This is a genomic window from Romboutsia sp. 1001285H_161024_C4 (assembly GCF_015550185.1).
In the GTDB taxonomy this organism is placed as follows: domain Bacteria; phylum Bacillota; class Clostridia; order Peptostreptococcales; family Peptostreptococcaceae; genus Romboutsia_C; species Romboutsia_C hominis.
In genome coordinates, this window is record NZ_JADNAJ010000003.1 from 97,853 (window position 1) to 124,497 (window position 26,645).

The 26,645-nt window shown below is 27.3% G+C and carries 23 protein-coding genes; 20 read left to right on the forward strand and 3 right to left on the reverse strand.

Going from position 1 to position 26,645, the window contains the following annotated elements; all coding sequences use genetic code 11:
• The first annotated feature begins 196 nt into the window (after positions 1-196).
• The 8 genes from I1959_RS07065 (at position 197) to panF (ending at position 10,530) form a co-directional block, all read left to right on the forward strand.
• Positions 197-928: a DUF4184 family protein gene (locus tag I1959_RS07065; RefSeq protein WP_092925967.1), complete on the forward strand. Its 732-nt coding sequence runs from the start codon at positions 197-199 to the stop codon at positions 926-928.
• Between the two features lie 472 nt (positions 929-1,400).
• Positions 1,401-3,332 carry an OPT family oligopeptide transporter gene (locus I1959_RS07070; RefSeq protein WP_092925965.1) on the forward strand — a complete coding sequence of 644 codons (1,932 nt, stop codon included), beginning with the start codon at positions 1,401-1,403 and terminating at the stop codon, positions 3,330-3,332.
• Entirely contained in the window at positions 3,322-3,666 is a 345-nt protein-coding gene (locus I1959_RS07075; RefSeq protein ID WP_092925963.1) for a PqqD family protein, read from the forward strand. Before I1959_RS07070 ends, I1959_RS07075 begins: the two co-directional genes overlap by 11 nt.
• A gap of 779 nt (positions 3,667-4,445) precedes the next feature.
• Entirely contained in the window at positions 4,446-5,792 is a 1,347-nt protein-coding gene (locus tag I1959_RS07085) for an APC family permease (RefSeq protein ID WP_166506248.1), read from the forward strand.
• 455 nt (positions 5,793-6,247) lie between these two features.
• Positions 6,248-7,573 (forward strand): APC family permease, encoded by a 1,326-nt coding sequence (locus tag I1959_RS07090; protein WP_092925961.1) that lies wholly within the window; start codon positions 6,248-6,250, stop codon positions 7,571-7,573.
• Positions 7,574-7,846: 273 nt separating this feature from the next.
• Entirely contained in the window at positions 7,847-8,593 is a 747-nt protein-coding gene (locus I1959_RS07095; RefSeq protein WP_092925959.1) for a polysaccharide deacetylase family protein, read from the forward strand.
• A gap of 129 nt (positions 8,594-8,722) precedes the next feature.
• Complete coding sequence (locus tag I1959_RS07100) at positions 8,723-9,031, forward strand: YhdT family protein (RefSeq protein WP_092925957.1); 309 nt, start codon at positions 8,723-8,725, stop codon at positions 9,029-9,031.
• A complete protein-coding gene (gene panF, locus I1959_RS07105; protein ID WP_166505366.1) occupies positions 9,031-10,530 on the forward strand; it encodes a sodium/pantothenate symporter in 1,500 nt (499 codons plus the stop codon). The genes I1959_RS07100 and panF overlap by 1 nt, the downstream gene beginning before the upstream one ends.
• Positions 10,531-10,592: 62 nt before the next feature.
• On the opposite strand, the gene I1959_RS07110 is transcribed toward panF, so the two are convergent.
• The gene (locus I1959_RS07110) at positions 10,593-11,399 is read right to left on the reverse strand and encodes an N-acetylmuramoyl-L-alanine amidase (protein WP_166505367.1); all 807 of its coding nucleotides are present in this window, start codon (positions 11,397-11,399) and stop codon (positions 10,593-10,595) included.
• Positions 11,400-11,600: 201 nt separating this feature from the next.
• Here I1959_RS07110 and I1959_RS07115 point away from each other — a divergent pair, with 201 nt between their 5' ends.
• From I1959_RS07115 to I1959_RS07135, 5 genes are all read left to right on the forward strand, one after another.
• Positions 11,601-12,032, forward strand: a complete 432-nt coding sequence (locus I1959_RS07115) for a hypothetical protein (protein ID WP_166505368.1) — start codon at positions 11,601-11,603, stop codon at positions 12,030-12,032.
• Positions 12,033-12,176: 144 nt separating this feature from the next.
• Entirely contained in the window at positions 12,177-13,118 is a 942-nt protein-coding gene (locus I1959_RS07120) for an alpha/beta hydrolase (protein ID WP_166505369.1), read from the forward strand.
• Positions 13,119-13,567: 449 nt separating this feature from the next.
• The gene (locus I1959_RS07125) at positions 13,568-14,980 is read left to right on the forward strand and encodes a cation:dicarboxylate symporter family transporter (protein ID WP_243240015.1); all 1,413 of its coding nucleotides are present in this window, start codon (positions 13,568-13,570) and stop codon (positions 14,978-14,980) included.
• A 403-nt stretch (positions 14,981-15,383) separates the two neighbouring features.
• Positions 15,384-16,229 (forward strand): YihY/virulence factor BrkB family protein, encoded by an 846-nt coding sequence (locus I1959_RS07130; protein WP_092925946.1) that lies wholly within the window; start codon positions 15,384-15,386, stop codon positions 16,227-16,229.
• Positions 16,230-16,269: 40 nt separating this feature from the next.
• Positions 16,270-17,151, forward strand: coding sequence for a GGDEF domain-containing protein (locus I1959_RS07135; protein ID WP_092925944.1), 882 nt, complete (start codon positions 16,270-16,272; stop codon positions 17,149-17,151).
• Positions 17,152-17,248: 97 nt separating this feature from the next.
• Here I1959_RS07135 and I1959_RS07140 read toward each other — a convergent pair whose 3' ends face one another.
• Positions 17,249-18,019 (reverse strand): YaaA family protein, encoded by a 771-nt coding sequence (locus I1959_RS07140; RefSeq protein ID WP_195237699.1) that lies wholly within the window; start codon positions 18,017-18,019, stop codon positions 17,249-17,251.
• A gap of 227 nt (positions 18,020-18,246) precedes the next feature.
• Between I1959_RS07140 and I1959_RS07145 the strand changes: the two genes are divergently transcribed.
• Both I1959_RS07145 and I1959_RS07150 read left to right on the forward strand, forming a co-directional pair.
• Positions 18,247-18,888, forward strand: coding sequence for a lactate utilization protein (locus tag I1959_RS07145; protein ID WP_195237700.1), 642 nt, complete (start codon positions 18,247-18,249; stop codon positions 18,886-18,888).
• Between the two features lie 90 nt (positions 18,889-18,978).
• The gene (locus I1959_RS07150) at positions 18,979-19,866 is read left to right on the forward strand and encodes a YegS/Rv2252/BmrU family lipid kinase (RefSeq protein WP_092925938.1); all 888 of its coding nucleotides are present in this window, start codon (positions 18,979-18,981) and stop codon (positions 19,864-19,866) included.
• Positions 19,867-19,901: 35 nt separating this feature from the next.
• Here I1959_RS07150 and I1959_RS07155 read toward each other — a convergent pair whose 3' ends face one another.
• Complete coding sequence (locus tag I1959_RS07155; protein ID WP_195237702.1) at positions 19,902-21,566, reverse strand: glutamine--tRNA ligase/YqeY domain fusion protein; 1,665 nt, start codon at positions 21,564-21,566, stop codon at positions 19,902-19,904.
• A 307-nt stretch (positions 21,567-21,873) separates the two neighbouring features.
• On the opposite strand from I1959_RS07155, the gene I1959_RS07160 reads away from it, so the two are divergent.
• From I1959_RS07160 to I1959_RS07180, 5 genes are all read left to right on the forward strand, one after another.
• Positions 21,874-22,446, forward strand: coding sequence for a TVP38/TMEM64 family protein (locus I1959_RS07160; RefSeq protein ID WP_195237704.1), 573 nt, complete (start codon positions 21,874-21,876; stop codon positions 22,444-22,446).
• Positions 22,447-22,568: 122 nt separating this feature from the next.
• Complete coding sequence (locus tag I1959_RS07165) at positions 22,569-23,138, forward strand: hypothetical protein (RefSeq protein WP_195237706.1); 570 nt, start codon at positions 22,569-22,571, stop codon at positions 23,136-23,138.
• 88 nt (positions 23,139-23,226) lie between these two features.
• A complete protein-coding gene (locus I1959_RS07170; protein ID WP_195237708.1) occupies positions 23,227-24,864 on the forward strand; it encodes a hypothetical protein in 1,638 nt (545 codons plus the stop codon).
• Between the two features lie 161 nt (positions 24,865-25,025).
• The gene (locus I1959_RS07175; protein ID WP_092925928.1) at positions 25,026-25,643 is read left to right on the forward strand and encodes a hypothetical protein; all 618 of its coding nucleotides are present in this window, start codon (positions 25,026-25,028) and stop codon (positions 25,641-25,643) included.
• Positions 25,644-25,938: 295 nt separating this feature from the next.
• Entirely contained in the window at positions 25,939-26,607 is a 669-nt protein-coding gene (locus I1959_RS07180) for a tetratricopeptide repeat protein (RefSeq protein WP_166505372.1), read from the forward strand.
• The last annotated feature ends 38 nt before the right edge of the window (positions 26,608-26,645 follow it).

Genomic DNA, 26,645 nt, shown 5'->3' on the forward strand with positions numbered 1-26,645 from the left:
AGTCTAACTTGATTTTATAGGTTAGATTTTTTTGTATTATTAAGTGAATTATAGAAACATATTAAAATAATATATCTTTTATTACCTAGAATTTTTATAGATATAATAAAATATATAAAAAAATAACTATATGTATTTCTAATATTAATTTATGATATAATATTTTTTTAATTAATATTAGAAAGGAATTTATAATATGCCATTTACATTTTCTCATCCTGCTATAGTAATTCCATTTAAAAATAAGTACTTTAATTTTAGTGGATTAATACTAGGATCTATGGCACCTGATTTTATATACTTTGTACTATTTAGTCCAAGTAGCAATATAGGTCATGAATTTTTAGGATTTTTCTTTTTTAATCTTCCAATGTGCTTTTTAATAAATTATGTATTTTACAAATATATACAAAAAGCACTTATATTAAGTATGCCTAATTTTATATCAAATAAATATATACACCTTACTAAATTAAAAAACACATTATCTAATAAAAAAGAAATATTAAAGTTTGTAATATCATGTTTAATAGGTATGATAACTCATGTACTTTGGGATAGTTTTACTCATATTAGTGGATTTTTTGTTAACAATATAGCTTTTTTAAGAGATAGCATTAATATATTTAATATGTCTATTCCAATTTATAAAATAATCCAACATGGTAGTACAATGATAGGCTTTTTAGTTATATTTATATATCTTTATACTATTAAAGGTAAAAATATTTTTTATCTTAAGATAAACAAATTTAAGATATACTTAAGTCTTGTATTAGTATTCATAATTACTATGATTGTTTCCATATTTATTTTTGTTAAAACAGGTGCTTTTATAGGTATTGGTAGATTGGTTGTAACATTTATCAATTCCTTATTTATATCTTATTCAATAACTGGCTTTCTATTAGACAAAAATAAAATTTAATAAATTTTTATAAATAGAAAAATATAGTGCATAGATATTTATGCACTATACCAAAAAATCTACAAAAATCCTCTCTTTATGAAAATTAGAACTAATCGTTATAACTTACCTACCAAGCTCTTTATATATTCTCATAATATCAAAGACTATGATGGGAAAAAACAAAGTTCATATCTATATGCTTTTAATCTAATCATTGCGTATATGTAAATTGTTAAAATAAAGTTGATATATGGTAAATAATATAGTTTATATTTAAATTAATAATATAGACTAATATATATTGAAAAATAGTGCAAAATAACCATATAATAATATCTAACTTAAGAGAGCTGTTATACAAAATACTTAATAGGTAAAATATAGTAAAAATTATAAATGTTCATAATTAAATTAAAATTGTGTAAAAAAGTTAGAATTCGAAATAGTATGATATAATAAAGAAAATTAAATAAAGGGAAGGTGAATCTCAATGGATAATAAAAAATTATCTAAAGGTGCTTATGGAGGAGTATCAGGTAAAGACTATGTTCCTTACATAACAGACAAATCGAAGACTGGTGCAAATATGGCAGTACTGATAATAGGTATTATTTTAGCCGTAATATTTGCAGCATCAACAGCATATTCAGGAATGAAAGCTGGTCTTACAGTTGCCGCAGGTATTCCAGGTTCTATTATAGGTTCAGCGTTTATAGCAGCATTTGCAAAAGGAAAAGGTATTCTTGGTAAAAATATTGTACAAGGTATGGCAAGTGGTGGTGAATCAGTTGCAAGTGGTATGATTTTCGTATTACCTGCTATTTTATTAATAGGTAGTCAAGTTACATTTTTAGAAGGATTTATAGTTGGAGTAGGTGGAGTTTTATTTGGTATTGGAATTGCATCACTTGTGTACAATTATTTAATAATTGAAGAACATGGTAAGCTTATGTACCCAGAATCAATGGCTATATCTGAAACATTAGTTGCTTCAGATGCTGGTGGAGATTCAATGAAGTATATGGGTATGGGATTTGGTATAAGTGGACTTATAACTGTATTAACAGGTTCATTTTTAAACGTAGCCAATAATGTTATAAGCTTTATTGGAAATAAGTTTTATAAATGTAAATTTGAAGTAGAAGTTAATCCTCTTCTTTTAGGGATAGGATTTATAGTAGGACTTGAAGTTGCACTTACAATGTTTGCAGGTTCTTTATTATCTCATTTTGGTATTATGCCTCTAATAGGATACTTTACTGATATGGCAAGAGAAGGTGCTAAGGTATGGAATGATCCTACAATGGCGATAAACCAAATGGGTGTAAATGATATAGCTGGTAACTATGTAAAATACATAGGGGCTGGTATGATGCTTTGTGGAGGTATAATAGGTGCAGTTAAATTAATACCAACTATAATAGCATCTGTAAAAGAAACTATGAAAGCAAAATCATCAACATCTGTTGACGGTGAAGATGGTAGCGCATTACAAAGTATTATACTATTAGGCGGAATTGTAGCAGCAGTTGTAGGAGCATTCTTTATATCAAATGGTATAGTAATGACAATTATTGGTGTAGTAGTATCTTTATTATTAGCAGGATTATTTGTTATAGTTGCTGGACGTTTAACAGGGACTATAGGTACATCAAATCTTCCTGTATCTGGTATGACAATAGCATCTTTAGTTATAGCGACATTAGTATTTGTTATAATGGGATGGACTGATTTAGCAGATAATAAATCACTATTATTATTTGGTACATTTATAGTTGTTTCTATATCTATAGCTGGAGGATATAGCCAATCTCAAAAGGTAACTTATATAATAGGTGGTAGCAAAAATGAAATGCAAAAATATTTTGCAATAGCTGGTATAGTAGGTGTAATAGTAGTTGTAGGAACTACATTACTACTTGCAAATCAATTAGTAGTAACAGGAGATAATCCTCCATTTGCATTACCTCAAGCTAACTTAATATCAACATTAACATCAGGAATTATGTCTGGTCAATTACCTTGGGTTATGGTAATAGTTGGTGTAGTTATGGCTATAGTTTTATACTTCTTAAATCTACCTATAATGACAGTTGCTATAGGATTTTACTTACCAATTGCAACAACTTCTATAATATTAGTAGGAGCTTTAATACGTGTATTTGTTGAAAAAACTTCAAGAAGTGATAAAGAAAAAGAGGTCAAAGTTGCTAATGGTATAAGTTTATCATCAGGGCTTGTTGCTGGTGGTTCTATAATAGGATTAGTCGGTATAATATTACAAGTAACAGGTGTTATAAAAGGTGCTGGTCCTAGTGGGTTTGCAGCTTCAAATATGATGGCTATTATACTTCTTTTAGTATTAGTTGTACTTACTACATGGCCAATTGTAAGCTCTAAGGTAAAAAACAATGAAAACTAATGAAGATATTTTAAATATTGTATTTAAAATAAATGATAAAATAGATTATGAAGTAAATGAAGGTGTTGTAACGATACTTGAAAAACAAGATCATAAAATTCAACAGTTTTTTAGAAAATTAAAGTTTAAAATTCCAATGTATAAAAAGACTGAACTAGATGAATATGGCAGTTTTGTATTTTCTAATATTGACGGGAAAAAAACTGTAAAAGAAATTGGTAAAGAGCTAGAATTAAAGTATGGAGAAAAATCACATCCTCTATATGAAAGATTACTTATTTTTTTAAATCATATAGATGCAAACTGTAATTACATTGAAAAAATTAATAATTAAAAATTTCAATAAAAATAGGATATCTTTTAGATATCCTATTTTTATTGAAATTTTTACTACTAAGGCTAAGGTATGCTAAAATTTATAAAAATAATAGTAAATATACATGGAGGAAAAGCTGTTTAAATCAATGAGAAAACAAAAAGAAAATTAGATGTAGATCGAATAAAAAATACTAGACAAAGGGGAGTATATGACACTAGCAATTATAAGTGAGAATGGGTATCCATATAGTCTTCATTTAAGATATATTTATCATAATAATTTTATATATTTACATAGTGCTAAGAGTGGTCATAAGATAGAAAATATAAAAATCAATGAAAAGTATATTTTAGTGTAGTGGGATATACAAATATTTTGCCAAGTAAATTTTCTACAAATTATGAAAGAGTAATAGGATTTGGTATAGCATGTAAAGTAGACGGTAAGGAAGGAGAAGGGCACTTATAAAATTAATAGAAAAGTATAGCAAAGACTTTTTTAAAGAAGAAATAGAATATATTTTAAATGAAAAAATGTCACTAATGTAATAAGAATTACAATAGAACATATAACAGGAAAATAAAATTATTAGAAAATCTACCTATAAAATTAGGTGGATTTTTTTTGAGGAAATAATGAATCAAATTGAGGAAAAATGATAGTTTGAATTTTAAAAAGTTAGAAATTGAAACTTTTTAAAATTAAAAATTTTTGTATTGAAAAAAATTATACTTATATTATAATTATAAATGCGACAACTTATGACAAAACTTGGTGAAGAAAGGAATATGAATATGCAAGATAAGCAACTTCAAAAAAATCTTGGGGCAGCTGCAGCTTTATCAACAGTAGTTGGTATGGTTATAGGTGGGGGAGTATTTTTTAAGCCTCAAGCAGTGTATGAATTAACTGGTGGAGAGCCAGGACTTGGAATGATAGCTTGGGTAATAGCAGGTATCATGACAATAACAGCAGGTCTTACTGCAGCAGAGGTTTCAGCTGCTATACCAAAAACAGGCGGTATGATGGTATATATAGAAGAAATATATGGTGAAAAATTAGGATTTTTAACAGGATGGATGCAATCAGTATTATTTTTCCCAGCAACAATAGCTGCAATATCAGTTATGTTTGGGCAACAATCAGCGATACTCCTTGGAAATGAAAATTTAGTAATACCTATGACAGTTGGGGTAATATTATTAGTTGGTGGACTTAATACATTAGGTTCTAAAACTAGTGGAGCAATACAAACAATATCTACAGTGTGTAAATTAATACCTTTAGTACTTATAATGGTATTTGGATTTATAAGTGGATCAGGGAATAATTCAATAACTACTCCATTAGTAGGAGAGGGAATAAGTGCAACTAGTGTAATAGGACAATTATTAGTTGCTATATTATTTGCTTATGATGGATGGATAAATGTCGGTACTTTAGCGGGGGAAATGAAAGATCCGGGAAAAGATTTACCAAAGGCAATAATAGGTGGATTATCTTTAGTTATGGCGGTTTATGTAGTAATAAACTTAGCGTATCTTTGGGTACTTCCAGCAAGTGAATTAGCTAAATATGCATCACCAGCATCTGCTGTTGCAACAGAAATATTTGGACCTATTGGTGGTAAAATAATAACTATGGGTATATTAATATCTGTATTTGGATGTATAAATGGATATCTACTTACAGGACCTAGAATAATATACACATTAGGACAACAAAAAACATTACCTGAATTTTTAGGTAAATTAAATAAATATGATGTACCAGCAAATGCAACTATGGTGATGGCTTCTTTATCAGCGCTTTATGCATTATCTGGACAATTTAACTTACTAAGTGACTTATCAATGTTTGCTATCTGGTCATTTTATGTGTTAACGTTTGTAGGAGTTATAAAAATGAGAAAAACTATGCCAAACTTACATAGACCATATAAAGTTCCGTTTTATCCGGTAATACCTTTAATAGCAATAGCTGGTGGATTATTTGTAGTAATAAACCAATTATTATTTGCAGGACCTAAAAATACAATGATGTCATTAGGAGGAGTTGTAGTAACTCTTATAGGTTTGCCTATATATAATTATATGATGAAGAAGAATCAAAAGGAAAAAGATATAAAAAGGGTAGCATAATAAATTACGAATAAAAACACACAAAAATAATAGAAAACTTAAAATACACAAAGTAAAAAAATAGAACTTTAGAAGTTCTATTTTTTTTGTCTAAATTATTGAAATTAACTTCAAGAAAATGTTTGCACAAAAAACAAAAAAACTAAGTTTTTTTCAAAAAGATTTTTTATTGAAAAAAATAATTACAAGATTAAATAGATTATCTTTGTAAAGAAAAAAATTCATATTTAAATTTAAGTATACAAAGTTAATTTGGCTAAATAGCTGAAATATAAAAAATAACAGAAAATTTATATAATAAATAAAAATATAAAAATTAAAGTAATCTTAAAAAAATTTTCTAAAAATACATAATTTAGAAAAACGTTGTCGAAAAAAATAAAAAAATGTATTGAAAGTATTTCAAAAAATATTATAATGAAATTATAGAAAACTTAATAAATAAGGAGGCATATATGGAAAGTAAAGAACTTCAAAAAAGTTTAGGGATGTCTGCAGCTTTATCAACAGTTGTTGGTATGGTTATAGGTGCAGGTGTGTTCTTTAAGCCGCAAGCTGTTTATCAAACAACAGGTGGAGAGCCAGGACTTGGAATGATAGCATGGGTAGTAGCAGGTATCATAACTATAACAGCAGGATTAACGGCAGCTGAAGTATCAGCAGCTATACCAAAAACTGGTGGTATGATGGTATATATTGAAGAAATATATGGCAAGAAACTAGGATTTTTAACAGGGTGGATGCAAACGGTATTATTCTTCCCAGCAACAATAGCAGCACTAGGAGTTATATTTGCACAACAAGCAGTTTCATTAATAGGAAATGAGTCTTTAACTCTTCCTATAGCAGTAGGTATTATATTATTTGTTGCAGCGTTAAATACATTAGGATCAAAAGCTGGTGGAGCTATACAAACAATTGCTACTATATGTAAGTTAATACCTTTAGCACTTATAATGGTATTTGGATTTATAAAAGGAAGCGGAACAAATCCAGTAATGACACCATTAGTAGGAGATGGAATAAGCCCAGCAGGAGTTATAGGTCAATTATTAATAGCAGTATTATTTGCCTATGATGGATGGATAAATGTTGGTGCTTTAGCTGGAGAAATGAAAAATCCAGGTAAGGATTTACCAAGAGCGATAGTTGGTGGGCTTGCAGTAGTTATGGGAGTTTATGTAGTAATAAACTTAGCATATCTTTGGGTACTTCCAGCAAGTGAATTAGCTAACTATTCAGCACCAGCAGCAGCAGTTGCAGAGGCTATGTTTGGACCAATGGGTGGTAAATTAATAACAATAGGTATATTAATATCAGTATTTGGTACACTTAACGGATACTTATTAACAGGACCAAGAGTTATGTATACTTTAGCAGAACAAAAAACTCTACCAGGATACAAGACTTTAACTAAATTAAATAAATCTCAAGCTCCAGCTAACTCAATAATAGCAATGGCAACATTATCAGCTATATATGCATTATCAGGACAGTTCAACTTATTAACAGATTTATCAATATTTGCTATATGGATATTCTACGTACTAACATTTATAGGTGTTATAAAGCTTAGAAAAGATCAACCAGATTTATTTAGACCATACAGAGTTCCATTATATCCATTTATACCAGCTATAGCTATATTAAGTGGATTATTCGTTGTAATAAACCAACTATGTTTTGCTGGTTTACAAACAACAATGATATCTTTAGGAGGTATAATAATAACTCTTATAGGATTACCAATTTATAATTATATGCAAAATAAAACTAATTAATAAAAAAGTACAAGCGTATTGCTTGTACTTTTTTATTAGAAGGATTTTATGTTAAATATAAAAATGTGAAGAGTTTTATTGATACACTTATAAATTAAAGTAAATTTTTATTTTTATTACATAAATATTTACAGAATAAGTTTTATCTTTTAGTGATATAAAAAAGGGTTTTTACCAATACTAAGATTATAAAAACGTTTAAAACGTAAAAATTTATACAAATATGTTCCTTAAAAGGCATAAATTTATAATAACTATAAAGGAGGAACTCATATGAAAAATGTAAGATTAAAACTAGCAATAAGTGTAGGACTTTTAACATTTGCTATGATACCAAATAACACAAGTGCTTTAGAATATATAGATAAATATACTTGTTTACCTATATATTATGATGTAAATGAAACTGCTAATACAAACAATAAAATCGCTTATATAACGATAGATGATGGTCCAAGCAAGTACACAAAAGACATACTACAAATCCTTAAAAAGCATAATGCACATGCGACATTTTTTATGATAGATATGAATATGAAAGTAAATAAGGATGCTGTAATAGAGATTGTCGAAAGTGGAAATAGTGCAGGATTTCATAGTGTTTCGCATGATGTAAATAAACTTTATGAAAATTACGATTCAGCTAAAAGAGAATTTGATAAAAATAAGGAAACTTTTTATGAGATAACTGGAAGGACATCAAATATAATAAGACTTCCTTATGGAAGCAAACCGTATACACCAGTCAAGTCATATGAAAATTTAGTTGATGCAGGATATAAGCTTTGGGATTGGAATATAGATACTCAAGATTGGAAAAATGATTCTAATAAAATAATAGAAATTGTAAAAGAACAGGTTAAAAATAAAAAAGAAGTAGTAATACTTATGCACGAAAAAAAACAAACAGTACAAGCATTAGATGAAGTACTTACTTATTTAAATGAAGAAGGATATGAAATACTTCCTATAAATGAAAAACAAATACCAAAGAATTTTTGGAATATTAATACTAAATAAATAGCTATCAAAATGATAGCTATTTTGTTTACTTAAAATTTTTACTAGACAAAATAATACAAAAAATAATAAAATAGGACGTGGTTAAAATAGTTATATTATTTAAATAATATAGAAAGGATTAAATTTATGGATGATAAAAAAATAGTAGAAGATCCAAGATATAAACAGTGTAATAAAGAAGCTATAATGGGACTTATTCTTGGACTCTTAAATCTTATATGGTGGTTTGGATTTGGATATGGACTTTCAAATAGACCAGTTAAAGAGTATACATATATACTAGGTTTTCCTGCATGGTTTTTTATGAGCTGTATAGTAGGAGGAATACTTTTTTCTATACTTACAGTTATTACAATAAATAAGTTCTTTAAAGATATGCCACTTGATGGTTTAAGCAAAGAAGAAGTAGAGATGTACAAAAAGGAGTTTAAGTAATGGAAAATGTAAATTACAAAGTATTAATTCCTATAGTTATATACTTTATAGCTATATTTGGAGTAGGTTTTTACTCTATGAAGTTTGTAAATAGAGCAAGAAATTCAAATAAAGATAATTCTTTTATGGACGAATATATGACAGGAGGAAGAGATTTAGGTGGATTTGTACTTGCTATGACTTTAGTTACTACATATTTAAGTGCAGGAAGTTTTATAGGTGGACCTGGAACTGCTTACAAAGAAGGACTAGGATGGGTGTTTTTAGCGATGGCACAAATGCCAACAGGATATTTTACATTAGCGGTCCTTGGAAAAAAGTTTGCTATAATATCTAGAAAAATAAATGCAGTGACTATAACAGACTTTTTAAGAGCAAGATATAAATCAGACATAGTAGTTATAATGACGTCGATATCAATAGTTATATTTTTTATAGCGGCAATGGCAGCACAGTGGGTAGGAGCGGCTAGACTTTTACAAGGTTCAGTAGGTCTTGATTACAACATTGCATTAACTGCATTTGGAATAACAGTTATAGTTCACACTGTAGTAGGTGGATTTAGAGCAGTTACATTATCTGATACAATTCAAGGTGTAATAATGACTATAGCAACTATAGCTATATTTATAGGTACTATAATTGCAGGTGGTGGAATAAATAATATAATTCAAAATATGGCAGCTATTAATGAGGGAATGATAACTCCATTTGGAGTAACACCAGGAAATATGACTATAGCTTGGGTAACATCATTTTGGATATTAGTGGGATTTGCAGTGGTAGGTATCCCATCAGTATCTCAAAGAGCTATGAGTTATAAAGACACTAAGAGTTTGCATGATGGTATAAAATATGGAACGATAGTATCTATGATATTACTTCTTGGAATGCATTTAGTAGGGGCATTTGGTTCAACATTAGTTACTGGTATAGAATCTGGAGATTTAGTTGTACCAACATTAACAACCAAGTTATTTCCATCGGTAATAGCAGGAATATTACTTGCAGGACCATTAGCATCTATAATGTCAACAGTAGATTCACAGTTATTAGTAGCATCAGGTTCTATAGTTAATGATTTAATTTCAAATTATATAAATCCTAATTTAAAGACTAATTCTAATTTAAGCGGAAAGATAAGTATATTATGTACCGCACTTCTTGGTATTATAATATATTTAGTAGCTTTTAATCCACCAGAATTAATAGTTTGGCTAAATTTATACGCTAATGCAGGAATAATTTCTACATTTTTATGGCCAATAATACTTGGGCTTTATTGGAAAAGGGCGAATTCATCTGGTGCTATATCATCTATTATAGTAGGTATAGGCTCATATATATTATTTAGCCAAATATGGAATAGACCATTTGGGATGCATACTATAGTACTTCCCTTAGTATTATCATTAATAACTTTTATAATAATATCTAAAAATACAAAAGAACCAGATGAAGATGTTTTAGAAACTTTCTGGGGTATATATTATAAATGATAAGAAAAAAGAGATACCTCAAATAGAGGTATCTCTTTTATATCTAACAATAATATAAAAATTTACTTAACATATACAGAGGATACATATCCATAAGTATTACCAAATTTTATCTTGTGCCAATCATGCTTAGTGTCTACTATCTTAACTTTATCTCCTTTTTGCAAATATCCAATAGGTGCAAATAAAGTACCTCTCTCAGCTCTAACTTTAACATTGTCATTTAATACAGTCTTTATATTGGAAAAACTTCCTTTAATGTTAAAAAATTCTTTGACACTATTAACTATACCATTAGCTATTTTTTCTTGATATGCTTTTGTAGACAATTTGAATCCTTCATTATCATTTGATATAAAGCCACATTCGATAAGAATAGATGGCTTATTGTTATCTCTTAAAACTTGCAAGTTACCTTTTTTAACACCTCTATCATTAGCTTTAGTAGAATTTAATAGATTAGATTGAAAAATATTAGCAAGACCTTTATTGGTTTTATCGTAGTAATAAGTTTCTATACCATTTGCACTTTTACTTTCTGATGTATTTTGGTGTATTGATATAAATAAATCAGAATTAGATAAGTTTGATTTTTTAGTTCTTTTAGATAAAGATACATATTCATCTTTATTCCTAGTTGTCTCAACGTATATGCCTTCTTCTCTTAATAGCTTTTCTACTTTTTCCGCTATTTGAAGGTTTAGATTATCTTCTATTCTAGCACCATAGCTTGAACCATTATCTTTTCCCCCGTGGCCTGCATCTATAAATACTTTATAGCTTTGGGCATTTGATATAGTCATATTTGACATAAATGATAAAGACAATAACAATGCTATTATAGGTTTTCTCATATGTTTAATACTCAAAAATGTTCCTCCTTAGATGTCTAAAATTAAATTCAACTCTAATTATACTAGTTTAAAAAAATTTTTCAACCTAATGTAATTTATTGAAAAAGTAGACAAAGTAGAATTTTTAAAAAACTGTAAGAATATAACATATAGTATATAAATTTTTCAAATAGAATATTTATAACTCGTATACTTTTACAAGGAGTATATTTAATTATGGATAATAAAAATAATATAAATAGAGAAAATAAACAAATTAAAAAGGCAATTGATAAGTGTTCCAAAATTAAATCAAATAAAGGTACTCAAAGTCTGGGATTAGATAGGTTTTCTTATGCAGACTTTGTATTGCTATCTTCGACATTAGCATATGCAATAGTAGAAGAATTAAATGAGGAAGATTTAAGCTTATTAATATCTTTTATAAATATGTTAAATGGAGATTTAGTTATGCTAAGAACGCAAGAAGCTATAAGAGCGGGAAGAGAAACAGAATTAAGCCAGCAGCAGGAGGAAGAAGTATTAGAAGAGACGGACACCCTAGCTGATGCTATAGGAGAGACTGTTGATGATGAAATGATAGCCGATCTAATTAGAAAACCTAAAAAGAAGAAATATAAAAAGAAAAAGATTAAAAAGGTAAAGTGATCAATGCACATATTGTAGGTTGGTAACTTTTTATTTAAAAATAAAAAGTTAATACTGGGTAAATTTATATAAAAAAATATATTATAGATTATAAAAGTTTGATATAATAATTATTAAAATGAATAGAAGGAATTGAAAGAATATATGAGGTGTACAAATTTTTATTTTAAGGGAAATGATAATTTAGATATACATGTATATAAGTATGAAGGGGAAACAGACAAGCCAAAAGGTATAATTCAAATAGCACATGGTATGAACGAAACTGCTAGTAGGTATGAGTATTTCGCGAAACATTTAACTAAAAATGGTTATATAGTTTATATAAATGATCATAGAGGTCATGGCAAGACTGCTAAGACGGTTGAAAATGTTGGATATTTAGCGAAGGAAAATGGCTTCTATCATTTGGTTGAGGATATGAACATATTAACAAATATTATAAAAAATGAAAATGAAGGACTTCCTATATATTTATTTGGGCACAGTATGGGATCTTTTGCTAGTCAAAACTATATTATGAAGTATTCACATAATATAGATGGAGTTATATTGTCAGGTTCAAATGGAGACCATGGATTTATATTAAATTTAGCAGAGATAATAATAAATAGAGAAATAAAAAAACATGGACGATTATATAGAAGTAAATTTATAGATAACTTAATATTCGGTAGAAATAATAGAAAGTTTAAAAATACTAAAACAGAATTTGACTGGCTAAGTAGGGATGAAGAAGAGGTTAAAAAATATATAGATAATCCATTTTGTGGATTAATATTTACTTGTGGTTTTTTCTATGATTTTATACAAGGATTAAAAGAAATAGAAGATAAACATAACTTGGCTAAAATTCCTCTTGATTTACCTATATATATATTATCTGGAGATAAAGATCCAATAGGAAAGTTTGGAATAGGTGTTTTTAATTTAAGGGATAGATACATAAATTTAGGAGTACAAGATGTAAGTTGTAAATTATATGAAGGTGGAAGGCATGAAATGCTAAATGAAACCAATAAAGATGACGTTATAAAAGATATATTAGATTGGATTAACAATAAATTGGTACAAAAAACTACATAATTATGTAGTTTTTATTTTTGTATTTAAAAAATAATTATTTTGAATAATTGATTCTAGAGTTGTTAAAAAAATAAAGTATGAAAAAGACAAAAGTAAGAATTTGTAAAAGTAAGAAAACTAATTAAAATTAAGTTTTATACGGGTAAATTATATTAATTCTTATAAAAATATAGTAAAAAGCATAAAAAACTTTAAAATATATTAAAAGTTATATTGACAATAGAATGTTAATAATATATCATAATTTATATAAGAGGAGAAAAACTTAACAATATTAAGTAAAAATAAGAAAATACTTTACAAAAATTTAACTATGATTTTAAATATGAAAACGTATTTTTATAAAGTTTTAATATTGGAAAGTCAGATGAAAAATTAGCCAAGTTAATTAAAAAATGATTAACGTACTGGTTAATTTATAAAAATTAAATAATATTATGGAGGACAAAATGGGAGAGAGTTCATTCTTAACAGGGTTTTTGATGATATCAAACATCAAAACAATTATTTTTATTGCACTATTAATAGGGACGTTTTTCATAGTTAAACACTTTGAAAAGAAGAAAGTAAAGTTCTCAACAAGAACAATCTATGCGACAATAATAGGACTTATACTAGGGGTTATAATCCAATTAGTGGCAGGTCTTCCTGAAGATCCATCACAAGTTGATTGGTTACAAGAAGTAAGTAAGTGGTATGGATTATTTGGGTATGGATTTATGGATTTATTAAAAATGTTAGTAGTTCCAATGGTATTTGTATCGATAATAAGAGTTATAATAAATATGAAAGAAGGGGACAATTTACAAGCATTAACATTTAAATCTTTAGGAATGCTACTTGGGACAACATGTTTAGCAGCAATAATAGGTATAGTAGTAGGAAATGTTATGAAACTAGGAGTTGGATTTGAAGCAACTGGCATAGAAGCACCAGAAATGAGAGAAATAACTCCATTAGTTGACACTTTAAGAGGATTATTACCATCAAATCCAGTACTATCTATGGCAGATGGAAATATAGTAGCAATAATAATATTTGCTACATTCTTAGGGCTTGCGACAAACAGAACAAAGAAAAAATATATGGATACAGTTAAGCCATTTATAGATTTGGTAGAAGCTTTCTATAAGATAATAGTAAGTGTTGCAATGACAGTTATAAAATTTATGCCATATGCTGTAGTTGCACTTTTAGCAAATACTATAACTGCAAGAGGATTATCTTCAATGATATCTGTTGTACAATTTGTAGTAGCTTTGTATGTAGCAACAGCAATACTATTTGTTGTTCACTTAATAATAATAGCAGCTTGTGGGTTAAATCCAATTACTTATATAAAAAATGCGGCAGAACCACTACTTCTTGCATTTACATCTCGTTCAAGTTTAGGAACACTTCCTGTAACTATAGATACACTTGTTAAAAAGCATGGTGTTGAAGAAGGTGTAGCAAGTTTTACAGCAAGTTTAGGTGCTAATATGGGTATGAATGGATGTGCTGGTATATACCCTGCACTAATGGGTATAACAGTTGCAAATATGGCTGGGATAGATAAAGATATAAGTTTCTATGTAATGCTACTTGTAGTTATAACTATAAGCTCATTAGGAATTGCTGGTCTTCCAGGAACTGCAACAATGGCAGTATCAGTAGTGGTATCAGGAGTAGGACTTGGAGCGTATTTCCCATTAGCTGGTGGAATACTTGCAATAGATCCAATACTAGATATGGGTAGAACAATGATAAATGTAAATGGAGCATCGGTAACTTCAATAGCTGTTGGTAATTCACTTGGCAAAATCGATAAAGATATTTACAATAGAAAAAATACAGTAACAACTGAAGATAGAAGCGCTTAAATAAAAATAGCCCTCATTTATGAGGGCTATTTTTATTTAATATATATGAAACTTGATACAGTTAGTTCACTATATTGTATAATAAAGAATATATAATTATTAATATAAGTTCCTAGTAGAATTAAATACTAAAAAATAAAAGAACATATCTACAAAAAACTTACATATTTAAATATTAAAAAAATATAATAGTTTTGTGAAAACTATAAAAATACAAATAATAAAAAAGGATGTATATTAGCTACATTCTTTTTTTATGAAATATTCCTAAATTTAACTTTATTAAAAAGTATGATAAAATGGTAAAATAGTGAATATTTTAAGTGGCTTATGTATTATTAGTTTAGAATAAAATATTACCATAAAATAGAAAAATTTACACTATAAAAATAAGGAGGGGCATATGAAAAAGATAGATAAGATTATAGATGTATTTAGAAATTCAAACTATACAGAGATAAATTCAAAAGCTGCTGAAATGTCTTTTTATTTACTATTATCCCTTTTTCCATTTTTAATGTTTACTATAAGTACTATAGCATATATGCCTGTTATTCAAATAAATAAATATATATTATTATTTGAGCATATGATGCCAGAAAGTGCTTTTAATATGATATCAGCTATAATTTATTCTGCTATGAAAAATAAAAGCAAAAATTTTATAATAACAAGTTTTCTGCTAACTATGTGGACATCATCAAGAGCAGTAAGAGCTATGATAAGAGGTGCTAATAAATCTTATAAGGTAGAGGAAACTAGATCATTTATAAAGGTGTTTTTTATAAGTATATTATCAACTATAACCTTATTATTTTTAATATTTTCATCAATGGTATTTTTAGTATATGGAGAAAAGATAGGATACTTTATATTTGGACTTATTGGGCTTGATAAGATATTTATGTATATTTGGGATATACTAAGATACACTATAGGTATATTAACCTTAGTTATAATACTTATAAGTATATATAGATATAGCCCTAATAAAAAAGTAAAAATGTCAGAAGCAACACCAGGTGCTATAATATCAACTCTTGGATGGATATTAGTATCTTTAGGATATTCTTATTATTCTAATTATTATGCAAATTATGAAGTTATATATGGAAGTATTGGTGGAATAATAGTTTTAATAACGTGGATTTATTTAAGTAGTTGGGCTATATTGATAGGTATAGAAATCAATGCTAAAATTTACTTAAGAAGAAATATATACAAATATAAATTTAATGAAAAAATATAATAATAGACACTTATTTGTAATTAGGAGAGATAAATAAGGTATGAATACATATGAATATATAAATGAAAGAGATATACTTTATAATTTATTTGATTGTATTAGAATAGTAGATCCAATAAGAAAAGTAGTTATACATCAAATAAAAAATGAGGTAGATATAGAAAAGCTACCTTGTTATGAGTTTTGGAATAGAAATCAAGTATGTGAAAATTGTATATCAATTAGAGCGTATAATGAAGAAAAATCTTTTTCAAAAATAGAGTTTAATAAAGAAAAAGTATATTTTGTAATTGCAACTTTAATCAAAATAAATTGTACAAAATATATAGTAGAAGCGTTAAAGGATGTAACGGAGGATAACATATTAGAAGAGATAAGTAAAAAAAGTATAAGTGATATAACAAAAGAAGTTAACAGATTAAATGAAATAGTTGTTAAGGATGAACTTACAGGTTGCTTTAATATAAGATATGTAAATGAAATGCTACCTTTTAATATATTAGATAGTATAAATGAAAATAAGACATTATCAGTTTGTATGCTAGACTTAGATTATTTTAAGCAGATAAATGATACATATGGGCATTTGTGTGGAGATTTTGTACTAAAAGAAGTAGGTAAAATACTAAAAGATAATATAAGAAAAGATATAGATTGGGTAGCAAGATATGGAGGAGAAGAATTTATAATTGTATTTAATAATATGTCATTAAAAAATGTAACTAAGAGAGTACAAGCTATAAAGGATAAAATAGAAAAACATGAATTTAAATGGAAAGATAAGGTTATAAAAATAACATCAAGCTTTGGAATAAGCACGTTAGATGAAGATACAAAAACAGTAGAATCTATTTTAGAATCTGCTGATAAAATGCTTTATCTTTCAAAACAAAAAGGAAGAAATAATATATCACATAAATAATGAAAGTGCTTAAAAGTAGTATAAATACTAACTTAAAAGCACTTTTTTACTTTTAAAATATAACTTTAAATATGATATATAATAATATTAAAAAATACTATCTAGTAAATACAAGCTTATTATCATCTGACAAATTTTCATTAAAACTATAACCATCAATATTAAACTTTTTTAAATCTGAGATTTTATCTATTTTATTTCTTATTATAAAAGATGTCATATATCCACGGGCACGTTTTGCATAAAGACCTTTAGTTTGATAAGTGTCTTTGCTAGAATTATATTCTTTAAAGTTTATATCTATAAATGTATAGTCTTTCTTTATAGATTTTAAATCTATACACTTTAAGTACTCAGAAGAAGCTAGATTTATTAGTATTTTGTTTTTATGTGTGCTTAATTCATTCATTATATTTTGAGTTATTTTATCTTTCCAAAATTTATATAAATCATCCCCACGATTATTAACTAATTTAGACTTCATCTCAAGTCTATAGGGTTCTATTAAATCAAATGGCTTAAGTATACCATAAAGTCCTGAAAGTATTCTTATATTTCCATTAGCAAAATCAAAATCTTCATGTGTAAATTCATAAATTTTCATGCAATTAAAAACCTCTCCATCAAAAGCTAAGATACTTTCGCACTTTGGATTATTTTTAGTAGATAGATTTTTATGTCTATTATGGTTTAATATAGTTAAATCTTCACTTAGATTCATAAGATTTGATAGTTCTTCTTTTTTCAATGATTTTAAAAGTTTAATTAAATAATCTATATCATCTTTAAATATAGGTATAGATTGTTTATTCAATCTTATATTCTTATCAAAATTCATAGTTGTAGTAGGAGAAATTATAGTAATCATTTTACACCTCTCATATATTTATTTACTAATTTATACTTACACCAATTAAAGTAAAATTGATTAATATTTTAAGTTGAATTTCATAAGTTTATTATATACCCTTAATATAAAAATTTTAATCATATAAGTATGTAATATAAAAATATTTAGAAATAGTATATAACTGTGATAGAATTAACATGTATTGAAAAATTTATATAAAATATAGTTTTAAGGAGTGAATTATTGTGGATAAAAATATAACTTGGATCAATGAAAAAAGAATAGAAAAAACAATTAAAGCTTTAGAAAAAAACAATATGAATGGTTATTTAGCAAAAGATACGGATGATATTATAAATATAATAAAAGAGTTAGTTGATGAAAAGTCATTAGTAGCTTGTGGTGGCTCTATGACTTTATTTAAAACAGGTATTATAGATTTATTAAGAAGTGGTAGATATAATTTTTTAGATAGATACGAAGAAAATCTCTCACCTCAGGAGATGAAAGAGATATTTAGAAAATCTTTCTGTGCAGATGCATACTTCACTAGTACTAATGCTATAACAGAAGAAGGAGAATTATACAATGTAGATGGAATGGGAAATAGAGTGGCTGCCATGCTTTATGGACCTGATAAAGTTATAGTAGTATGTGGAGTAAATAAGATAGTAAAAAATATAGATGAAGCTATAAATAGAAATAAAGTAGTATCTGCCCCTGCGAATGCTAAAAGGTTAAATACTAAGACGCCATGTAAAGAGGTAGGCTATTGTATGGACTGTAGTAGCAGTGAACGAATATGCTGTGAATATACTATTATAAAAAAACAAAGAATACCAAATAGAATACATATAATATTTATAAATGAAAGTTTTGGGTATTAAAATAGTATACAATTTATCCTACACATAATGAATACATAATTTGTCAATAATATATAATATGTATATCACCAAGGGTAGTAAGGAGGAAATATGAAAAAAGTAAAGCTTATATATAATCCAAACTCAGGTGAGAAAAAAATAACAAACCAACTTGATAATATAATAAAAATATATCAAAAATATAACTACATACTTATACCATATAGATTAAGTAAACATCAGCACATAAGTAAAGCCTTTTTAGATATGGATGAAACTTATGACCATTTATTAATAGCAGGAGGAGATGGAACAGTAGACATAGTTCTAAATGCTATGAAAGAATTTAATGTAGATATACCTATTGCTATACTTCCAACAGGAACAGCTAATGATTTTGCTAAAGCGTTAAATATTTCATTAGATATAAATAAAGCTGTTAAAGATATACTCAATTCAGAGCCTAAAAGTATAGATATAGGAAAAATAAATAATAAATATTTTATAAATGTAGCTAGTGCAGGGATGTTTACTGATGTATCTCAGAAGATAAATCCAGAATTAAAAAATTATATGGGAAAAGTATCTTATTATATTACAGGTATAGAGGAAGCTCTTCACCTAAGAAAATTCAATATAAATGTAAATTCCAAAGAAGTTATGTACAAGGGTGATATGTATCTTATGTTAGTCTTTAATGGAAAAACAGCAGGTAATTTAAATTTGGCATACAAAGCAGAAGTAGACGATGGTTACCTAGATGTTATTATATTTAAAGCAATGCCTATACCAAAATCAATACCAGTGCTTATAAGTATATTAAAGGGTGAGCACTTAGATACATACAATGAAAGTGAGATATTATATTTTAAAACTAAAAAAGTAAGAATAGATTGTTGTGATGGTTTATTAACTGATATAGATGGAGAAAGAGGGCCAGATTTTCCTCTGGATATAGAATGTATAGAAGATGGAATAAAAATACTTGGAGTAAAATAAAAAAGGAAGCTAAATTTAGCTTCCTTTTTTATTTATTATTTTGAAGGTTTGAATGAACTTTTTAAAGGAACAACTCTATTGAATACTAATTTATCATCAGTAGTATATTTAGTATCGACAGAGAAGAATCCATTTCTAACAAATTGGAATTTATCTAGAACTTTAGCATTTTCAAGTTGAGTAGGCTCTGCAAATCCTTGAAGTATTTCTAGAGAATCTGGGTTTATTTGTTCTAAGAAATGCTTACCTTCATTTTCAGGAGCATCATCAAGTATTAATGGTTCATATAATCTAAATTCACAAGGCTTAGCAGTAGTTGCTTCAACCCAATGTATAGTAGATTTAACTTTACGCCCTGTAAATCCTGAACCACTCTTAGTTTCTGGGTCATAAGTACAATGTATTTCAGTTACATTTCCATTTTCATCTTTTATAACTTCATTACATCTTACAAAATATGCACCTTTTAATCTAACTTCGTTTCCAGGGAATAATCTAAAGTATTTTTTAACAGGTTCCTCCATAAAGTCTTCTTGTTCTATATAAAGTTCTCTACCGAATGGAACCATTCTTTTTCCTTTAGTTTCGTCTTTTGCATTATTTTCGATTTCTAACATTTCTATTTGACCCTCAGGATAATTAGTTATAACTAATTTTAAAGGTCTTAAAACACCCATAGCAAGTGGAGCTTTAGGTTGTAAATCTTCCCTTACGAAAAAGTCAAGCATTTGGCTATCAACTTTAGAATCAGCTTTAGATACACCAATTTCTCTACAGAAGTTTGTTATAGCTTCAGGAGTATATCCTCTACGTCTAAGACCTGATATAGTAGGCATACGAGGATCATCCCATCCATCAGTTATACCTTCGTCAACAAGTTGCTTTAGCTTTCTCTTACTCATAACAGTATTTGTAAGGTTAAGTCTTGCAAATTCTATTTGTCTAGGGATATTTTCCATTTCACATTCTCTAACAACCCAATCATATAATGGTCTTTGATCTTCAAATTCTAAAGTACATATAGAATGAGTTATTCCTTCTATTGCATCTTCTAATGGATGAGCAAATGCATACATTGGATATATACACCATTTGTCTCCTGTGTTATGGTGCGTTGAATGAGCTATTCTATATATTATAGGATCTCTAAAGTTTATATTAGGAGATGACATATCAATTTTTGCTCTTAATACTTTTTCTCCATCTTTAAATTCACCGTTTCTCATTCTTTCGAATAAGTCTAAGTTTTCTTCAACAGTTCTGTTTCTATAAGGACTGTCTTTACCAGGTTCACTTAATGTACCACGATATTCTCTCATTTCTTCAGGTGTTAATTCACACACATAAGCTTTACCTTTTTTTATAAGAAGCACAGCTTTTTCGTACATTGTATCGAAATAGTCTGATGCGAAGAATAAATTATTCCAATCAAATCCTAACCACTTAACATCTTCTTTTATAGAATTTACGTATTCTACATCTTCTTTAACAGGGTTAGTGTCGTCAAATCTTAAGTTTACTTTTCCTTTAAATTCTTTTGCAAGACCAAAGTTTAAGCATATACTTTTAGCATGACCTATATGTAAGTAACCATTTGGTTCTGGTGGAAAACGAGTTATAATGCTGTCATGTTTTCCAGTTTCTAAATCATTAACTATAATGTTTTTTATGAAATTAGATGAAACATTTTCGTTTGACATATTAATAGTACCTCTCATTTATTAATTTTTTATCCATAGTACAAAAAAGTACTATAATCCATAATATTAATTTTAATCTAATATTGTAAAAAAATAAAGATATAATTAAATATATATACTTAAAATTATTATACGAATGACTAAATTTTATAATATAAATATAAAATTATGATAAATTTCCGTTTAAATAGTGAACTTAAATCCTAAAATGCCATAAAAAAATGTATACTTACTAGATAAGTCTAAATAATAATAATATGATAGTCATTTTTTAAACTAATAAACATATATTTAGGAGTAGTTAATTATGGAACAAATACTATATTCATTAACAGACCACAAGGCATTAGCCATAATAGTTGGATTTTTACTTATAATGCTTGAGACTTTTGCTCCAATACTTCCATTAATTGCGATAGTGCTAGCAAATGCTTTTGTTCTTGGGATGTGGATGGGTTTTTTAGTGTCATGGGTAGGGTCAGCAATTGCATCTATAATTCTATACTATATAGCAAATAAGTTTTCAAGGTTAAAATACATACAAAAGTATAAATCAAAAGAACAAGTAAAAAGGATAACTTCTTGGATTCATAAGCAAGGATTTAACACTATATTTATATCTTATGCATGTCCTTTTATACCAGATTTTTTAGTAACAATTTCATCTGGATTTGCAGGAACAGAAATAAAAAATTATATATCAGGAATGGTATTTGGAAAATTTGTAATGTTTTTACTTATAAGTTACATTGGGGAAGATTTGGATAAAGTTTTACAAGAACCTATTAAAGTAGTAGTATTTGCTTTAGCTGTAATTATATCTTGGATACTTGGAAGAAAAATAAATAATAGAATACATACAGGAAATGTACCTAAATAGAATTAAATAATATAAATATAATATTTATAATTTTCGACAAATAATTTCACAAAAACATTTACTATATATATATTTTTGTGATATAATTTTATAGTTATATTTTAATGAAGGGGGAGAGTAATATGAAAAAAGTATATATTATAACAACATATACAGGTACAGTATTATCGTTTCTTATAAGACGTATAAGTAAAACCCCATATGCACATGTATCAATATCTTTAAATGAACAATTAAGACCTATGTATTCATTTGGAAGGTTAAATCCTAAAACTCCTATATTTGCAGGGTTTGTGGAGGAAAATATAAATGAAGGTTTATACGCTATAAGAACTAACACTATGTGTCGTGTTTACTCGTTAGATGTTACTGATGAACAATATCATAAATTATACAAGAATATAATGAATGTAAGTGAAAATAGAGAACAATATGATTATGATGTAAAAGCACTTTTATATCTAAGCATAGATAGACCTAGAGAAAAAGAATTTAAATATGTATGTTCACATTTTGTTGCTGATATGCTAGAAAAAAGTGATATAGATATTATGAATAAGCCTTCTTATGAAGTAAGGCCTAATGATTTTTATGATTATAAAGGTTTAGTGCTAGAATACGAAGGATTACTTTCTAAATACTACGATAGAAATAAAAATGATATGTACTTAAGAAGAACAGTTAATGTATAAATACCTCTTATTTTAAAGAGGTATTTATTTTTTTACAATAAATGGATATAATGTAATTAAATACAAATAATAAGAAAGGGAGTATTTAATGGGAAAGAAAATAAAACCGTACATAATATCACTTATAGTCATTTTGATATATTTAATCATAAAACTACCAGTTTTAAGTTTTGACTTCATATCATTTACATCAACACTTATACTATTTTTTGGTTTATCGGGCATATTAGACATGATGCTTGATAGGTCAGAAAAGACTTCTAAAATGGCAAAATACAATTTTTTTATAGCTATAATACTTATAGCTTATAATATAGCTGTTCCATTTATAACATCTTCACCAATACTTCATTCCAAATCATATAGAAACTTATTAGGAGAGGTTAAGGAAAGCACCTTTACAAAAGATGTAAGTCCTGTAAGTGTAGCAGATATTCGTTTAGTAGATGAAGATATGGCTATGAAATTGGGAGACAAAAAAGTTGGAGAAGTACCAGCGTTAGGAAGTGTTGCTAAACTTGGTAAATTTCATATACAAAGTGTAAATGGAAATTTATATTGGGTGGCACCACTTGTACATAGAGATTTAATAAAATGGATAACATCCATGGATGGAACTAACGGATATGTAATGGTATCTGCTAGTAATCCTCAAGATGTAAGATTAGTTCAAAAGATAGACGGGAAACCTGTTAAGATAGTATATCAACCAGAAGCATATCTACATCAAGACTTACACAGACATATGTATTTAAAAGGAATTGTAAATGTAGGTATGACAGATTTTACACTTGAAATAAATGATGAAGGCAGACCTTATTGGGTTACAACATTATACAAACATGATATAGGATATAGCGGTGCTAATGCTATTGGGGTGGCTACAGTAGATGCAGAAACTGGAGAAACTAAGAGGTATAATATAAAAAATGCACCAAAATGGATAGATAGAATACAGCCTCAAGAATTTGTAACAGATCAAATAAATGATTGGGGATTATATGTGAAAGGATTTTTAAATTCTGTAATATCAGAAGAAGGCGTTTTAGTTCCAACTGAAGGAACATCTTTAGTTTACGGAAATGATGATAAATCATATTGGTATACAGGGATAACTTCTTCTGGTGGAGATGAATCAACTATAGGGTTTATGTTAGTTGATACTCGTACTAAAGAAGCTAAATTATATAAACAACCAGGTGCAACAGAAGCAGCAGCTATGAGATCTGCAGAGGGTAAAGTTCAAGAGAAAAACTATGAAGCAACATTCCCTGTGATGTATAATATACTTGGAACTCCTACATATGTTTCATCTTTAAAAGATAAAGCAGGATTAGTTAAGATGGTTGCATTTATATCAGTAGAAGACTTTAGCATATTAGGGCTTGGAGAAACAAAAGAAGAAGCACTTAGGAATTATAGAGAGGCACTTTCTTCGAAAGGAAATAATATAAAAATAGAAAATGATACAACAACAGAAATAGTAGAGGGTACTGTATCTAGAATTAGCCCAGATGTAAAGTCAGGGAATACTTTCTATTATCTGACTTTAGAAAATAATGGTGATAAAGTATTTAATGCAACATCAAAAGTATCTATAGACTTACCACTTACTCAAGTAGGAGATAAGGTTAAAATAACTTACCAAAAAGGGGAAAAGGGATTTGTAGATATAGTTGAATTTGATAACTTAAGTATAGGTAACATGACTAAAGAAAATAAATGATTTAAGTTAGAAGTAGCAAATTTGCTACTTCTTTTTAGTTTAATTAAATATAATATTTGAATTTTTAAATAAATCACCTAAAATTTGTAAATTTTATAGTACTTGCTTAATATAATAATATATGACCTTTAATATCAAATAACTTCAAGGAGATAGACAATATGCTTGGGATAGAAAAAGAGATATTGATTTTAGTAAGTAGAGTTAGGTGTATGACGGAAAATCAATTTGGAAAAGTTTTTGGGACAAGGAAGAAATTCAAAAAAAAATCTTTTAAAAAAACTTTAAGAAAGATGTGCAATGATTATACACTTAGAAAGTATCCATGTAATATAAATTATTCAGGGTATAAAGACAATTCATATGTATATTACCTAAATGGAAGTAAACAATACAAAGGTAAAGAACTTATAAAGGTAGTTGTTGGATCAGAAGTGGCAATCAAACTAAATAATAATGGATATGATATAAAAAGATTCTATAGAAATATATCAGTAGGAAATTCAAAGTATGATTTATTTGTAGAATATATTGATAAATATGGAGATATAAAGCAAATCTTGATAGACATAAAAATAGATGAGAAATTAAACACTTCTAAGTATGAAAACATGGATGAAAAAATAAAAAAATCAACAATACCTTTTTTTGAAACTCCAAAAGTATTAGTTATAACAGGGGAAGAAATAGATGATTTACAAAGAAGTAGGGTAAATAAGTTAGATGGTGAAGTTGAAATAGTAGATATATTTTTAAATAAATTGTTTAGATATATATAAAAGATTTGTATTTATATATAATATAGTATTTAATATTAAAAAAGTGTAGATATTTATTATGCCTACACTTTAAATATGTTTAATCATATTTTTAATAATATCAAATATACAACACATTGCAGAAAGTTTTTAATTAAAGTGATAATAGCTAAAAAATTAGGTTTCTAAATGAATATTTACAACACTTTAGCTAAAAATAAAACAAAAAAGTTTTTAAAAATATTAATTTCGATATTTTCTCCTATATGAACAACAAATATGATAGAATTATTACTAGATAATAAGGAGGGATTTAATGAAATTAAAATTAATTTTACTATTATCATTGATATCAATTGTAATGGTAGGTTGTTCTAAAGAAGACGATGATTTAGTTAGTCAGGGAAAAGTTGCTTTAGAAAAACATGAATATGATAAAGCTAGGGACATATTAGCAGATGCATTACAGGCCGATAGTGCAGATGATGAGGCCAGAGCTATGTATATGCAAGCTGTTAATATGGAAAAAGCTAATGAATATGAAAATCAAGGAAATTATAAAAAAGCTATAAAAGAACTTGAACGTATAGAAGATATAAAAGATGGTTCATCAAGTATTAAAAATGAGGCATTAACTAAGAAAAAAGAACTTATAAAATTAGATGAAGAGTATCAAAAAGCTCAGAAAGAAAGGAAAGAAAATGCAAAAGAAGCTTCTAAAAAAGGTGTAATTTATGCACAAAAGCAAGTTTCAAGTATTCAAGCTATAATACTAGCTAAAGAAGAGGAAAATAGAAGAAAAGAAGCTGAAGAAAAGCAAAAAGAAGAGCGAAACTCAAAAGAAAATATGGAAATAACACAACCAATAGTTCCTAATCAACCGGGAACACCTCCTATAATCCCTTCAACAAATCCAGATACTCAACCTATTCCTCAAACTGTAGAACAAAAAATACGAACTATAGTAGATAAAATTTTAAAATAAGGTTGTATAGTACAATAAATAGCTATGATTTAAATCAT

Bases quoted from the DNA above. Each gene is read 5' to 3' on its own strand.
- I1959_RS07065 (WP_092925967.1), top strand. From the start codon at position 197: ATGCCATTTACATTTTCTCATCCTGCTATAGTAATTCCATTTAAAAAT.
- I1959_RS07070 (WP_092925965.1), top strand. From the start codon at position 1,401: ATGGATAATAAAAAATTATCTAAAGGTGCTTATGGAGGAGTATCAGGT.
- I1959_RS07075 (WP_092925963.1), top strand. From the start codon at position 3,322: ATGAAAACTAATGAAGATATTTTAAATATTGTATTTAAAATAAATGAT.
- I1959_RS07085 (WP_166506248.1), top strand. From the start codon at position 4,446: ATGCAAGATAAGCAACTTCAAAAAAATCTTGGGGCAGCTGCAGCTTTA.
- I1959_RS07090 (WP_092925961.1), top strand. From the start codon at position 6,248: ATGGAAAGTAAAGAACTTCAAAAAAGTTTAGGGATGTCTGCAGCTTTA.
- I1959_RS07095 (WP_092925959.1), top strand. From the start codon at position 7,847: ATGAAAAATGTAAGATTAAAACTAGCAATAAGTGTAGGACTTTTAACA.
- I1959_RS07100 (WP_092925957.1), top strand. From the start codon at position 8,723: ATGGATGATAAAAAAATAGTAGAAGATCCAAGATATAAACAGTGTAAT.
- panF (WP_166505366.1), top strand. From the start codon at position 9,031: ATGGAAAATGTAAATTACAAAGTATTAATTCCTATAGTTATATACTTT.
- I1959_RS07115 (WP_166505368.1), top strand. From the start codon at position 11,601: ATGGATAATAAAAATAATATAAATAGAGAAAATAAACAAATTAAAAAG.
- I1959_RS07120 (WP_166505369.1), top strand. From the start codon at position 12,177: ATGAGGTGTACAAATTTTTATTTTAAGGGAAATGATAATTTAGATATA.
- I1959_RS07125 (WP_243240015.1), top strand. From the start codon at position 13,568: ATGGGAGAGAGTTCATTCTTAACAGGGTTTTTGATGATATCAAACATC.
- I1959_RS07130 (WP_092925946.1), top strand. From the start codon at position 15,384: ATGAAAAAGATAGATAAGATTATAGATGTATTTAGAAATTCAAACTAT.
- I1959_RS07135 (WP_092925944.1), top strand. From the start codon at position 16,270: ATGAATACATATGAATATATAAATGAAAGAGATATACTTTATAATTTA.
- I1959_RS07140 (WP_195237699.1), bottom strand. From the start codon at position 18,019: ATGATTACTATAATTTCTCCTACTACAACTATGAATTTTGATAAGAAT.
- I1959_RS07150 (WP_092925938.1), top strand. From the start codon at position 18,979: ATGAAAAAAGTAAAGCTTATATATAATCCAAACTCAGGTGAGAAAAAA.
- I1959_RS07155 (WP_195237702.1), bottom strand. From the start codon at position 21,566: ATGTCAAACGAAAATGTTTCATCTAATTTCATAAAAAACATTATAGTT.
- I1959_RS07160 (WP_195237704.1), top strand. From the start codon at position 21,874: ATGGAACAAATACTATATTCATTAACAGACCACAAGGCATTAGCCATA.
- I1959_RS07165 (WP_195237706.1), top strand. From the start codon at position 22,569: ATGAAAAAAGTATATATTATAACAACATATACAGGTACAGTATTATCG.
- I1959_RS07170 (WP_195237708.1), top strand. From the start codon at position 23,227: ATGGGAAAGAAAATAAAACCGTACATAATATCACTTATAGTCATTTTG.
- I1959_RS07175 (WP_092925928.1), top strand. From the start codon at position 25,026: ATGCTTGGGATAGAAAAAGAGATATTGATTTTAGTAAGTAGAGTTAGG.
- I1959_RS07180 (WP_166505372.1), top strand. From the start codon at position 25,939: ATGAAATTAAAATTAATTTTACTATTATCATTGATATCAATTGTAATG.